At 39.4% G+C, this 12,876-nt stretch carries 12 protein-coding genes; 2 read left to right on the top strand and 10 right to left on the bottom strand.

All coding sequences use genetic code 11. From position 1 onward, the window contains the following. Positions 1–5: 5 nt before the first annotated feature. Positions 6–956 (bottom strand): dTDP-4-dehydrorhamnose reductase, encoded by a 951-nt coding sequence (gene rfbD, locus G626_RS0103710; protein WP_022931451.1) that lies wholly within the window; start codon positions 954–956, stop codon positions 6–8. A gap of 11 nt (positions 957–967) precedes the next feature. Beyond that, entirely contained in the window at positions 968–1,690 is a 723-nt protein-coding gene (locus tag G626_RS0103705; RefSeq protein WP_022931450.1) for a DUF6675 family protein, read from the bottom strand. Positions 1,691–1,821: 131 nt separating this feature from the next. On the opposite strand from G626_RS0103705, the gene G626_RS0103700 reads away from it, so the two are divergent. Then, positions 1,822–3,009, top strand: a complete 1,188-nt coding sequence (locus G626_RS0103700; protein ID WP_022931449.1) for a pyridoxal phosphate-dependent aminotransferase — start codon at positions 1,822–1,824, stop codon at positions 3,007–3,009. A 121-nt stretch (positions 3,010–3,130) separates the two neighbouring features. Continuing rightward, a complete protein-coding gene (locus G626_RS0103695) occupies positions 3,131–4,621 on the top strand; it encodes a glycogen synthase (RefSeq protein WP_022931448.1) in 1,491 nt (496 codons plus the stop codon). Positions 4,622–4,723: 102 nt separating this feature from the next. Here G626_RS0103695 and G626_RS0103690 read toward each other — a convergent pair whose 3' ends face one another. The 8 genes from G626_RS0103690 to rpsB all read right to left on the bottom strand — a co-directional run bounded on the left by G626_RS0103690 (position 4,724) and on the right by rpsB (position 12,792). Next, the gene (locus G626_RS0103690) at positions 4,724–6,631 is read right to left on the bottom strand and encodes a WD40 repeat domain-containing protein (protein ID WP_022931447.1); all 1,908 of its coding nucleotides are present in this window, start codon (positions 6,629–6,631) and stop codon (positions 4,724–4,726) included. Next, on the bottom strand, positions 6,631–7,740 hold the full coding sequence (locus tag G626_RS0103685; RefSeq protein ID WP_022931446.1) for a M50 family metallopeptidase: 1,110 nt from the start codon (positions 7,738–7,740) through the stop codon (positions 6,631–6,633). Before G626_RS0103685 ends, G626_RS0103690 begins: the two co-directional genes overlap by 1 nt. Further along, positions 7,740–8,828: a 1-deoxy-D-xylulose-5-phosphate reductoisomerase gene (gene dxr / locus G626_RS0103680; RefSeq protein ID WP_027726960.1), complete on the bottom strand. Its 1,089-nt coding sequence runs from the start codon at positions 8,826–8,828 to the stop codon at positions 7,740–7,742. Before dxr ends, G626_RS0103685 begins: the two co-directional genes overlap by 1 nt. A gap of 1 nt (position 8,829) precedes the next feature. Then, positions 8,830–9,666, bottom strand: a complete 837-nt coding sequence (locus G626_RS0103675) for a phosphatidate cytidylyltransferase (protein WP_022931444.1) — start codon at positions 9,664–9,666, stop codon at positions 8,830–8,832. Position 9,667: 1 nt separating this feature from the next. Then, complete coding sequence (gene uppS / locus G626_RS0103670) at positions 9,668–10,399, bottom strand: polyprenyl diphosphate synthase (RefSeq protein WP_022931443.1); 732 nt, start codon at positions 10,397–10,399, stop codon at positions 9,668–9,670. A gap of 7 nt (positions 10,400–10,406) precedes the next feature. Next, positions 10,407–10,949, bottom strand: a complete 543-nt coding sequence (gene frr / locus G626_RS0103665; RefSeq protein ID WP_022931442.1) for a ribosome recycling factor — start codon at positions 10,947–10,949, stop codon at positions 10,407–10,409. A gap of 130 nt (positions 10,950–11,079) precedes the next feature. Next, entirely contained in the window at positions 11,080–11,913 is an 834-nt protein-coding gene (gene tsf, locus G626_RS0103660; protein ID WP_022931441.1) for a translation elongation factor Ts, read from the bottom strand. 3 nt (positions 11,914–11,916) lie between these two features. Continuing rightward, complete coding sequence (rpsB, locus tag G626_RS0103655) at positions 11,917–12,792, bottom strand: 30S ribosomal protein S2 (RefSeq protein WP_022931440.1); 876 nt, start codon at positions 12,790–12,792, stop codon at positions 11,917–11,919. Positions 12,793–12,876 lie beyond the last annotated feature (84 nt).

Here is a 12,876-nt window from a genome sequence, read left to right as displayed (position 1 = left end):
ACCTTCTATATCAGATTAAATCTATCATTCTTAATAAATTTTTCCAGACTGTTCTGCCATTCTGGAATTTTGATTTTAAGAGCCTTAGCAATTTTTTCCTTGCTCAAAACAGAGTAAGCAGGGCGCTGAACATTAGCTCCATATTCTTCAGTAGTACAAGAATTTACCTGACATTCCTGTGTAATTCTTCCATATTTACGACCAAGTCTATAAATCTCTTTTGCAAACTCATGCCAGTTTGTCTGACCTTCGTTTGTAAAATGATAAATACCGTAAGCTGGAGCACTGTTCTTGCCAAAGAAAGATTTTGCATTGTCACTTTTTTCAACAAAGCGAAGAATAGCAGAAGCCAGATCAGGTGCGTAAGTAGGTGTTCCAAGCTGATCATTTACAACACGAATCTGATCGTGGCTGTTCATAAGCTTTGTCATTGTATATACAAAGTTGCGGCCATCAAAACCGTAAAGCCATGCAGTGCGGATAATGTAATAAGTATTCATTTCTTTCATTATTGCATCTTCGCCGGCTGCTTTTGTACGACCGTATACTCCAAGAGGTGCTTTAGGCATATCTTCTGTATATGGCTGATTTCCATTTCCACCAAAAACATAGTCAGTTGAAATATGAATCAGTTTGGCTCCAATTGAGCGGGCCGTGCGGGCAATGTTAAGTGGGCCTTCTGCATTAAGTTTTTCGGCAAGCTCTGTTTCTTCCTCTGCCTTATCTACGTTGGTATAGGCAGAGCAGTTAATTATCCATTTGATTTTTCGATCGCTTTTTGGTAAATCAGAAGGAAAGTATGCGGCTGTCTCAATTTTATTTGTAAAATCCAAAAGTGCCTGAGGGTTGGTAATATCAACTTCCTTATCAGTTCCAACCCATGGCAATTTTTTTTCATCAAGCTGCTTTGCTACTTCACTTCCAAGCATTCCCTTGCAACCGATTAACCAGATCATAGTTTTTCCCCTTAAAACTTCTTAAATATGAATGAACAGAAGGTTTGAATTCTGTTTATAAATGATGTTTGAATACGTTCTGTAAAGAATGGTACACGAGGTGCATTAACTCCACCAATACCATAAAGAATCCAGTTATCACCATCTCGTAACAAAAGAATATTAATCTTCATTTTTCTTGGCCATACACAGTCAAATTTATCAAGATAACGAAGTTTGTTTGTGTTAACTGCAGTATAGAGAATAGAATCCTGATCTCTTGTAAGCTCAATATCTTCTTTTACGAGCTCAAATGGTTCCATGTACAAATTTGCTTTAAGACTTTTTCCATTTTCATTGTCTACAGTTTCAATAATTTCTGCAGAATCATACAGATTATACCACTTGGCAGAGTGAACTGAATAATATGGAATACCTGCATACTCAGGAACATTATTTAACAAAGTCTCAAGACGCTGAGGAAGATCTTCATTTCCGGCATAAGGCTTAATCTGAATAACTTCTGCCAGATATTTTGGATTTAAATCGTGAATTTCGCCTATAAGTTTATCACCTAAAACTGATTCACCTTTTTTAAGGCACATAAATTTTTCATAATTGATATTTTTGATAAGAAGCTCACCAGTTGCAATGGTATCTCTTTCTTCTGAAGTGAGTTTGCTGTTAAAAGGGTCGGCAAACAATGCAAAGCTAAGAGAAAGTAAAACAATAATAGAAACAATAATTCTTTTCATAATTTGTCCTCCTATTATATTCTAAAACACCTAACTATTCAATTAATTACACTTTAAATATCATCTTTGTGAGCCGCAGATAAAGCAATGTGTTTTGCAAGTAAACGTAATGTGTGGTATAATATTTAATTATGATTTCAAAGAAAGTTAAAGATATAGTAGAAAGTCCTTCGAACGGTGTAATCCGCAAGATGTTTGAAGAAGGCGCCATTCTTAAACAGAAATATGGTGCAGATAAAGTTTATGATTTTAGTATCGGTAATCCCGACCTTGATCCCCCTCAGAAAGTAGTAGATGCAGTTCGTGAGGTTGCAGCTGATACCACACACCTCCGCCACGGTTACATGCCTAATGCAGGTTACCCGGAAACTCGTGCCGCAATGGCCGCAAAAACAAGCCGCGAGCAGGGCGTCGAAGTTACTGCCGACTGCGTTGTTATGGAAGTAGGTGCGGGTGGTGCACTCAATGTTGTATTGAAGTCTCTTCTTAATGCCGGTGAAGAAATTATTATTCCTTGCCCATATTTTGCTGAATATAACAATTATGTTCATAATCATGACGGTGAAGTAGTGCCTGTAAAGACAAAAGCTGATTTTTCTCTTGATGTTGATGCTATAAAGGCTGCTCTTGGTCCAAAAACTGCTGCTGTCCTCATCAATTCACCAAACAATCCAAGCGGCCGTATTTATGATGATGCTGATATTATCGCCCTTACAGATGCTCTTAAAGAGTTCGGTGCAAAAACAGGCCGTTATCCTTACCTGATTTGCGATGAGCCTTACCGCGACATTACTTACGGCAAGAAGGTTGCTACCGTTTTTGATAAGTATGAATATGCTGTAATAGCCACTTCTTTTGCTAAGAACCTTAGTGTTCCTGGCGAGCGTGTAGGTTATGTGTGTGTAAATCCTGCCTGCCCTGAAAAAGCTGATTTTATTGCGGCTGCAATTTTCTGTACCCGTGTTCTTGGTTTCGTAAACTGCCCGGCCTTTTTCCAGAAGGTTATTGCAAAAAGCTGGGATGCTGAATGCGATTTTTCTACTTACGAAAAGCGCATGAAGGAAATCAGCGAGGTTATGGATTATGCCGGTCTGCAGTATGCAAAGCCTGAAGGCGCCTTCTATCTCTGGGTAAAGTGCCCGGATAAATGGAATGATGATGATATGGCTTTTACAAATCATCTTAAAAAATACAATATACTCTGTGCACCGGGAAGCGGCTTTGCCGGCAAAGGCTGGTTCAGAATCGCTTACTGCTGTTCAGAGCAGTCAATATTGAATAGTAAAGAAGCCTTCTACAAGGCCGTACATGAAAACTAACAAAAAACGTGGTTTCGATACGATAGGTGCTTTAGCACCGTACTACTCAACCACCGGTGAACATATTACGGTGGTTGAGTAGGCCGTAGGCCGTATCGAAACCACCATTCAGGAGATCTCTATGAAAATCTTAATGGTAACTTCGGAAACAGTTCCTTTTGCAAAAACAGGCGGACTCGCAGATGCAGTTTCTGCCCTCGCAATAAATCTTAGAAAACAGGGCCACGACGTTCGCATTGTAATGCCGCGTTATTATAAAATTGACCGCAGTAAACTTAAGGCAATAGAGGCCCCTCTGGCTGTAGCCGCTGGTACCATTGAGACCTGGGTAAAGGTATATGAAGCTCCTCTACCAGGAAGTGATGTGCCTGTTTATTTTATTGATCACGAACAGTGCTTTGGCCGCGACGGTATTTACGGTACCAAGGCTGAACCTGATTTCCACGATAACCCATACCGTTCGGCAGTTTTGTGTCACGGTGCCTTCCAGCTCTGTCGCCTCTTAGGCTGGTATCCTGATATTATGCATGCCCACGACTGGTTCTGCTGTCTGGTTCCTGTTCTTCTTAAGCATGTTTGTCGTAACGGCTATTTTGCCCACACAGCAAGCGTTCTAACAATTCATAACCTTGGATATCAGGGCTGGTATGGAAAAGACAACTTCCCGGCTCTGGGCGTAGACTGGAATCTATACCATGGTGCAGGCTTTGAGCGTAATGGCAGCATAAACCTCCTTCAGGCTGGTATTTCCTGCGCAGATATGATTACAACTGTTTCTCCTACCTACGCCGGCGAAATGCAGAGCGTAGAAGGCGGCTTTGGTCTTGACGGGCTCCTGCGTGTACGAAGCGATGTCGTTCGCGGAGTTCTCAATGGCTGCGACCTTGAAACCTGGAATCCTGAAACAGATAAGCTGCTTCCTGCCAACTTCAGCTATAAAGACCTTGCCAACAAAGCAAAGTGTAAGGCAGAACTGCAGAAACGTATGGGCCTGCCTGTAAAAAAGGATGTGCCTGTAATTGGAATTGTTACCCGACTTGCAGACCAGAAGGGTATAGCAGAGGTATTTGCTCCTGGATATGGCAGCATTTATTCAATGTGCGCTAATATGGACCTTCAGTTTGCAATTCTTGGTTCCGGCGAAAAGTGGTGTGAAGATGAAATTAATGCCCTTCAGTCAAAGCTGCCGAATCTGCGTGCTTACATCGGCTATGACGAAAGTCTCAGTCATCTTATTGAAGCTGGTTCAGACTTCTTCCTTATGCCTTCGCGCTATGAGCCATGCGGCTTAAATCAGATGTATTCAATGCTTTACGGAACTCTGCCAATCGTTCGCCGTACAGGTGGCCTTGCAGATACAGTAGAGCAGTATAATCAGGATAATGGGGACGGAACAGGCTTCTTATTTGATGCACTTACCCCAGGAGCTGTTTACGACACTGTCGGCTGGGCTGTATGGGCTTACTACAATAAGAAAGATCACATCAAAAAGATGCAGCTGCGAGGTATGCAGAAAAATTTCAGCTGGGATACAAGTGCCCAGAATTATGTTGGAGTTTATTCAGATGCCCTCTGGCGTGGCTGCGGAATCAACACCGCAGACTGGAAATAATGTGATTTCGATACGGTAGGTGCTTTAGCACCGTACTACTCTAATCACCGGACCTGCGAACAGACGGTGGTTGAGTAGCACATAGTGCGTATCGAAACCACCTTAGAACTCGTACCAGTTATCATCCTTGGTCAAATACCAGTCGCCAAGAAGTTTTGAATCTGCTGTACCACACCAGGAAATACTTCCGTTAGAGTTCAAAATAACTGCTCTTCCGCTGTTCATACAAAGAGTTTTTGGAATGGAAGCAGAGCGGTTATATGCAAATCTCTTTTTAGTAGAAAGGTTGTAGCAGTAAACTTTGTTGCGGCCAATATTTGTAAACAAATTATTTCCATTCAAATAAGTAAAGGCCTCAGCATCTTCTTCTGCAAACTTAAGGATGTTTGTCATCTGCTTTGTATAAATATTGAATGAGAATACGTATGTATTGCGTCCTGTTTCATCAGAAATAATATTAAGACCGTAAATTGTTTTTCCGTCGGTGCTCAAAGCATAAGTAACGTTTCCTTTTATGCTTAATGGAACAGTTTCCATTGTTTCAGGATTAACTGTAAGCAGAGGAGTTTGTGGATTCGTGGCAGCGGATTTTGCAATATATATAAGTTTATTGTTCATATATACTGCATCCTGAATACCGGTTCCAGAATATATTTCACGGAAAGTACCAGTCTGCAAATCATAAAGATTTACAAGAGAATTACTTTCTATTTCAACAAGATAATCTTTATCTTCTACAGTGCAAAGTCTGACTTTTTGAAGGGTAGTCTTTGGAGTAAAAAGAATGCTGGAAGATTTACGGTCAAGGTTCAAAAGTTTTACTGGTGTTTTTTCCGACTGGCTCCAGAGAATAACAGAATTATCTTTATAAGATATTATGTTAGTTTCTCCTTCTGTTGAAATCAGCTTAGAAATAACTCCGGTATCATAAGATGTAGAGTAAACTGCATTTGTAGTAAGAAAATAAAAATCTGAATCAGCAGGAGCTACATCATAAATTTTTGAATAAGTATTATCTGTAAGCTCATACATTGTGTTTGTTGTAATTGTTGCTTCAACTTCACTTTTATAAACCGAACCGTTTTTACCGCCAAAATAAATGTTTACGGCATCTTTTCTTGCAGCTGTAATAATTCCGGATCCTCGCGGTCCTTTGAGAATTTTTACAAGTCTTGGATTAGAAACCTTGTTTTCTTCCTGGCTTTCAATCATTTTTACTTCGTAGTTACCACGACCATCTGTTTCAAGATAGTAAAGGTTGTAATCTGCTTCTGTAGAAATAATCAGAGGATTGTTAGCAGGAATAGATGCAATTGTTTTTCCGGAAGCTGTAATGTAAATTGAGTTATCTCTGACTCCGGCAAAAAAACGGTTTTCATCATACATTACTGTCTGTGAAAGTCCTTTTAAAATCTGCATTTTCTGTTTGAGCTTTCCAGTCATAAAATCATAAAAGGAAAGTGATCCGGAAGGTGAATAGAAAACACATGTTTTTTCCGTATTGCTTGTATGAATATAACTTACAATTCCGGTATTGGCTTTAATTTTATCTACAATCTGCCAGCCCTGAGTTCTTATGAATACTGCTCCATCAACTGTAGCAGTTCCTGCAATAAGATAAGTTCCTTTAGAAGAGTAAGAAAGTGATGTAATAGAATCTGAAAACTTTTTAAGATATTTTCTTGTGAGGGTTTTCCAGTCCCATACGGTAATTCTGTTAATTGAACCTCCGTCTGTTTCATACAGGGCAATTTCGCTGCCATTAGGTGAAACAGCAATCAGTTTTATTGAAACATCAGAAAACTGGTAGTGTTCGCCTTGACCATCAAAAGTCCATTTAATTACAAATCCATCATCAGAAACTGTATAATAAGAACCGTCTGTTCCACGGGCGGAAACAGGTGCAACTTGAGTTACCTGTGCCTGGTGAGACTGAGTTGAAATGTGAGACTGAGCAGAAAGTGAAACTGCCAGCAAAGCTGCCGCAAAAAGGCCAATGTATTTTTTCATCATTTACCTCTGTTTAGAAAATAAAAAATATCACCTTTAATTCCAATGATAAATATAAAAGCAATAAATGCCAAGCCTATGAACTGAACATAGTATTGAAAACGAGGACTAAGCCGTCTTCGAATAATAATTTCAATCAATGCAATAAGAATCAGACCGCCGTCCAAAACTGGTATGGGAAGAAGATTCATTATAAAAAGTGAAATACTGATAATTGAAAGAAGACTCATGAGACTTACAAAGCCAACTCTAAATCCTGCAGAAAACCCGTCTTTTACAGTAGAACCCAGCATTTCAGTAACACGGGCAGGACCAGAAACTGCATTGTTCAGGTCAACGCCCTTAAAAAGAATTCCAATGCTTTTAAGTGTAAGACCTACGGATTTTACAGCATCAATAAAGCCATGTCCTATTGCTTCAAAAAATCCATATCGTGGAGATTCTTTTTCAAGTATTTCAGAAGTGTCCGCAGCTACACCAATCTTCCCGCTTCCTGTAGATTTATCGAGTTCTGTATGCAGTGGAAATGAAATAATTTCGCCGGCACGATCAATTGTAACGATTATATCTTCATCCGGGCGTACAGAAATTTCTTCCAGTAAATCGGAAAAATCAGAAATCTCTTTTTCATTAATTTTTATGATTTTATCCCCGGATTGTATTCCTGCATCTCTGGCTGCAGAATTTTTAATTTCGTCTGTAATTAAAATCTTATTTGAATATGTGTAATAAGTATAACCTATGCCGTTTATAAAAGCACATGCTATTACTGCAAAAATAAAATTAAAAAAAGGACCGGCAAATCCTATTAAAGCACGTTTTAATGGATGTATTCCATAAAGAGAGTCTGCTTCGCCTTTAATTTCCGGCAGTTTTTCTTCAATTGCTTTTTGAAAATCTTTTTCACCTTTCATTCCGCAGTAGCCGCCGAGAGGGAAAAGAGAAAGTCTGTAATCTGTTCCCTTTATTGTGCGATGCAGCAGAACAGGTCCAAAGCCAATAGAAAAACTTTCGACTTTTACACCAAAAAGTTTTGCTGCAAGAAAGTGTCCGAATTCATGAAATAAAATTAAAAAAAAGAGACAGAGAATACCGTAAAGCCATTTCATCAGATAAGCTCCGAAGCATATTCGCGGGCCTTTTTGTCGGCTTCGAAAACAGTTTCAAAAGAATCAAGATATTTATTCCAGTCACGGTCAAGTACGGCTCGAACAATTCTGGAAATTGAAGGGTATGTTATTTTCCCGTCAATAAAGGCATGAACTGCAACTTCATTGGCTGCATTAAATGCTATAGGATAACACTTGCCGAATTTTACACATTCAAAGGCATAAGAAAGAAGAGGAAAGTCATTCATGCGTGGACGGAAAAAGCTCATCGTCTTATCAAACAAATCAAACTGCTCCATGTAACAAGCTTTATTTTCCGGCCAGTTAAGGGCACATAAAATAGGATGCTTCATATCCGGTTCACTGATCTGCGCATAAAGTTCACCGTCGTTAGTTCGAACTAATGAATGAATAAGGCTTTGAGGATGTACAACAACTTCAATCTGATCTGCCTTTACATCAAAAAGAAAAGCGGCTTCAATTACTTCAAGACCTTTATTTGCAAGGGTAGAAGAATCTATGGTGATTTTCTTTCCCATATTCCAGGTTGGATGTTTAAGTGCCTGCTCAAGAGTAACGTTTTCAAGTTCTTCTTTGGAATAGGTTCTAAATGGTCCACCACTAGCTGTAATAACAATTTTTGAAATGTTTTTCATTCCAATTCTTTGAGTGAGATTGAAAATCGCTGAATGTTCTGAATCAACAGGAAGAAGAGCTGCTCCCTTATCTTTTGCAAGGTCCTTGATGAGGGGGCCTGCCATTACGATTGTTTCTTTATTAGCTAAGGCTAAATCAATTCCGTTTTCAAGAACAATTTTTGAAGGAAGAAGACCTGCGGCACCTGCAATTCCATTTACAACAATATCAGGTTTTGATTCATCAATAAGTTTTTGAAAAGCCTGGGCTGAATTATCCTCGCTTGAAAGAAGAGATGGACATTTAAAATCTGCTGCAAGCTTTGAAAGTTTATCTTTGTTAGAATGAGCCTGAAGACCGCAAACAGAAAAATCTTCAGGTGTATTATTAATAATATCAAGTGTGCTGCTGCCAATTGAACCTGTGCAGCCAAGAACTAAAACCTTTTTCATATTAAAACAGAAAATTATATCCGATATAAAAAACTGGAGCGGCAATTATAATTGAGTCGATTGAATCAAGAATGCCGCCACGACCAGGAATTAAATGTCCGCTGTCTTTTACGTCACAAGAACGTTTAAAAACGGATTCAACTAAATCTCCGATAATTGCTGCAAGTGCAGTAATAAAACCTAAAATTACAAGGTGAGAGTTTGAAATTGAAATTTCATTTGGGAAGAAATACTTAAAAAGAAAACCGCAGCCGATAGAACAGATAGTTCCGCCTGCAAAACCAACAAGACTTTTGTTTGGACTTGCAGCTACATAACCTCGTGTTGATTTACCAAAAAGGATTCCAAAGAACCATGCGAAAGAATCACACATAAAAACAAAAATAAGGAAAAGACTGATTACATATCTTGAATCAGGAAGAATAGTCATTCTTGAAATAAAGGTTAAAAGAAATCCTGTATAGAATAATGTAAGGCTTGTATATGCAATTTTGGAACAGGAATTTTCAAAGGTTTTTGCAGTAAAGCTTTCAAAGCCTAACATTAAAATTATAAGACAGATATAAAGCCATGGAGTAATGTCCAGGGAAAGACCTGAAAGAATAAATATATAACATGCAAAAGGTAAAAGTGCAGTACCGATTAAAACAATTTCTCTGGTAAAAAGAATGCATCCTTTTTTGCTCAGCATGTTGTAAAATTCATTAGCGCCAAGAACGGCAAATATTCCAATTACAATCTGTAAAGGAAGATGATTCAGATAATCACAGAATACAATTGCGAGTACAAGAGGTATTCCGATAAAGAATGTGAATAATCTTTTTATAACTTTACTCATTTTATTTTCCTTTTTTTACGGCCGGTTTTTCAGCACCAAAACGTCTGTTTCTATGTTGAAATGCTTCTATATGAGAATAAAATTCATCATTAGAATAATCAGGCCATAATGTATCAGTATATATCTGTTCGGCATAAGCAACATGCCATAAAAGATAATTGCTAAGTCTTTGTTCTCCGCCTGTTCTTATAAGAAGGTCTACATCAGGACATTCTGGCATATCAAGATAAGTAGAAAAAGTTTTTTCATCAATCTTATCTTCAGGAACTTTTTCATTAATGATTTTTTTAATACCGCGTATGATTTCGTCACGACCACCGTAATTTATTGCCAGATTTACTGTCATTCCAGTAAAATCTTTTGTGTCGTCGATTGCTTCCTGAATATCTGCGCGGATTTGAGGGGGAAGGGCGTCAAAGTTTCCTATATGGCGGACTCGTATGCCATTTTCTTTATAAAAGGCAAGTTCGCCGCAAAGATGTGTATGAATAAGGTTCATAAGGAAACCGACTTCCTGTTCTGCACGTTTCCAGTTTTCAGTTGAAAAAACATAAAGTGTAAGATATTTGATACCAAGGTCACTTGCTGCTTTTACAATTCTTTTTGCAGTACGAAGGCCTTCATCGTGGCCAGAAGTTCGGGGGAGTTTTCTTTCTTGTGCCCATCTTCCGTTGCCGTCCATTGTAATGGCAACATGCAGCGGAAGATTTTCCTTATCTACATCAACAGCCATAATGCCTTTAGTTCTGCATGATGTCCTTTTCTTTTGCATCGTAAATCTTGTTGATTTCGTCGATGTATTTATCTGTAAGCTTCTGAAGCTTGTCTGTTTCTGTTTTAAGTCCGTCCTCTGTGAGTGTACCGTCTTTCTGCTGTTTCTTGAGGTCGTCGTTTCCGTCGCGGCGGATGTTGCGGATTGCTGTTCTTGAGTTTTCTGCAACTGTCTTAGCCTGTTTTACAAGCTCCTTGCGGCGGTCTGCTGTGAGGGCAGGAATTGCAATGCGGATTACCTTACCATCGTTTGATGGGTTTAATCCGAGGTCTGCCATCTGAATTGCTTTTTCAATTTCAGAAATAAGTGATTTGTCAAAAGGAGTGATGATGACAGAACGAGCTTCAGGAATTGCAATTGTTGCAACCTGATTCAAAGGTGATTTTGTTCCGTAATAATCAACACGAACCTTATCAAAAATTGCGGCATTAGCGCGTCCAGTTCTGATTGTATTGAATGAATCCTTTAAAGAATCGATAGTTTTAGTCATTCTTTCTTCGATATCTGCCATTTCTAACTCCTAATTAAAACGTGTAATGTCCAGTGGTTTCGATAAACCGCTTCGCGGCACTCAACCACCGGACACATTTTATGATGGTGGTTGAGTAGCCCAAAGGGCGTATCGAAACCACCTTATTAAACTACTTGCCCAAAACGAACAATTTAGCTGTAGCGAAGCTCAAAGTAGCACCAGCTTCCTTTCCAACTTCTGCAAGTTTAGCTGTTACAGTTTTCTTGTCGTCCTTTACGAACATCTGGTCTTCGAAACAGATTTCTGCAAGGTGCTTGTTAATCTTACCCTGGAGAATTCCTTCCTTAACGTTCTCAGGCTTACCAGCCATCTTTTCGTCCTGATCCATCTGTGCCTTGAAGATTTCTTTCTGTTCAGCAATATAAGATTCTGGAACATCTTTCTTTGAAAGATAAGATGGTGTGAAAGCTGCAATGTGGAGACAGCAGTCATAAGCAAAAGTCTTAACTGCATCTGCAGTAGAACCCTTAACTACAACTACAGCACCAGTTTTCTTGTCTGAGTGAACGTAGAATGAAGCAACTGCATCAGCTGGTACATCAATTACCTCAACCTTTGCAACCTTCATGTTTTCACGGATAGATACCTTGAGTGGTTCAAGAATAGCTTCGTGATCAGCTTCAACCTTTGTGTAACCCTTTTCGAAAGTTACGTCGAGGAGCTTTTCACCTACAGCGATAAAGTCTGCGTTGTTTGCTACGAAGTCTGTTTCACAAGTAAGCTCAACAACTGCAATTTTATTGCCGTTCTGGCGGATGAAAAGACGACCTTCAGTTGTAGCACGCTCAGCGCGTTTTGCCATAGCTGCAAGTCCCTTTTCCTTAAGATATTTTTCTGCTTCTGCCATGTCGCCGTTACATTCTGTAAGGGCTTTTTTGCATTCCATCATGCCGGCACCAGTGGCTTCGCGAAGTGCCTTTACGTCAGCTGCTGTAATTGCCATATATTAGTCCTTATAAATTTTGTCTTCGTCAACGTCGTCAGCAAGGCTTTCTTTTTCGTCTGCTTCAACATCTTCTTCTTTTGGTTCAGTTGGCTGATAGTTAGAGTAATCAACGATTTCCTGATCTTCTGTTTTTGTAGAAGCATCAGTCTGAACATCTTCTTCGTCGTTAAGGTTCTCAAGAATCTTAAGACCAGCTTCATTGTCAGATTCAATTACAGCGTTAGCAATAATAGAAGTAAACAAAGAAATAGCGCGGATAGCGTCATCGTTACCTGGAATAGGGTAGTCGATTCCTTCTGGGTTACAGTTTGTATCAACAACAGCGATGATTGGGATACCCATTCTGCGTGCTTCTGCAACTGCAAGCTGTTCCTTGTGTGTATCGATTACGAAGAGAGCTCCTGGGAGTTCCTTCATCTCTTTAATACCACCGAGGTTCTTTTCGAGTTTTGCCTTTTCCTTCTGGAGGGCAGCTACTTCTTTCTTTGTAAGATTATCGAATGTGCCGTCAATTTCCATCTTTTCGATTTTCTTGAGGCGCTGAAGTGATTTTTTGATTGTAGCGAAGTTTGTAAGCATACCACCAAGCCAGCGGTTGTTTACATAGAACATACCACAGCGTTCAGCTTCTTTCTGTACAGCCTGCTGTGCCTGTTTTTTAGTTCCTACGAAGAGGATTGATTTGCCAGATGCAGTAACTCTGCGTACTTCATCATAGCCGTCTTTGATTGCAGCAATTGTCTTCTGCAAGTCGATAATGTGGATACCATTGCGTTCTGCGAAGATGTACTTCTTCATACGTGGATCCCAGCGTTTTACCTGATGTCCGAAGTGTACTCCAGATTCCAACAGGTTCTTCATGGTTACTACTGCCATGATTAACTCCTTCACTGCGTATTTTTCCTTCGGAAAAATACTACCAAACTCTATTTCTCGTACCCATACGGGCCGGAAGATAGT

It is taken from the genome of Treponema bryantii NK4A124 (assembly GCF_000421345.1).
GTDB lineage: Bacteria > Spirochaetota > Spirochaetia > Treponematales > Treponemataceae > Treponema_D > Treponema_D bryantii_B.
This window is presented reverse-complemented; position numbering and strand designations above follow the sequence as displayed.

Coding starts and splice junctions, on each gene's coding strand:
- rfbD (WP_022931451.1), bottom strand. CDS start 956: ATGATCTGGTTAATCGGTTGCAAGGGAATGCTTGGAAGTGAAGTAGCA.
- G626_RS0103705 (WP_022931450.1), bottom strand. CDS start 1,690: ATGAAAAGAATTATTGTTTCTATTATTGTTTTACTTTCTCTTAGCTTT.
- G626_RS0103700 (WP_022931449.1), top strand. CDS start 1,822: ATGATTTCAAAGAAAGTTAAAGATATAGTAGAAAGTCCTTCGAACGGT.
- G626_RS0103695 (WP_022931448.1), top strand. CDS start 3,131: ATGAAAATCTTAATGGTAACTTCGGAAACAGTTCCTTTTGCAAAAACA.
- G626_RS0103690 (WP_022931447.1), bottom strand. CDS start 6,631: ATGAAAAAATACATTGGCCTTTTTGCGGCAGCTTTGCTGGCAGTTTCA.
- G626_RS0103685 (WP_022931446.1), bottom strand. CDS start 7,740: ATGAAATGGCTTTACGGTATTCTCTGTCTCTTTTTTTTAATTTTATTT.
- dxr (WP_027726960.1), bottom strand. CDS start 8,828: ATGAAAAAGGTTTTAGTTCTTGGCTGCACAGGTTCAATTGGCAGCAGC.
- G626_RS0103675 (WP_022931444.1), bottom strand. CDS start 9,666: ATGAGTAAAGTTATAAAAAGATTATTCACATTCTTTATCGGAATACCT.
- uppS (WP_022931443.1), bottom strand. CDS start 10,399: ATGGCTGTTGATGTAGATAAGGAAAATCTTCCGCTGCATGTTGCCATT.
- frr (WP_022931442.1), bottom strand. CDS start 10,949: ATGGCAGATATCGAAGAAAGAATGACTAAAACTATCGATTCTTTAAAG.
- tsf (WP_022931441.1), bottom strand. CDS start 11,913: ATGGCAATTACAGCAGCTGACGTAAAGGCACTTCGCGAAGCCACTGGT.
- rpsB (WP_022931440.1), bottom strand. CDS start 12,792: ATGGCAGTAGTAACCATGAAGAACCTGTTGGAATCTGGAGTACACTTC.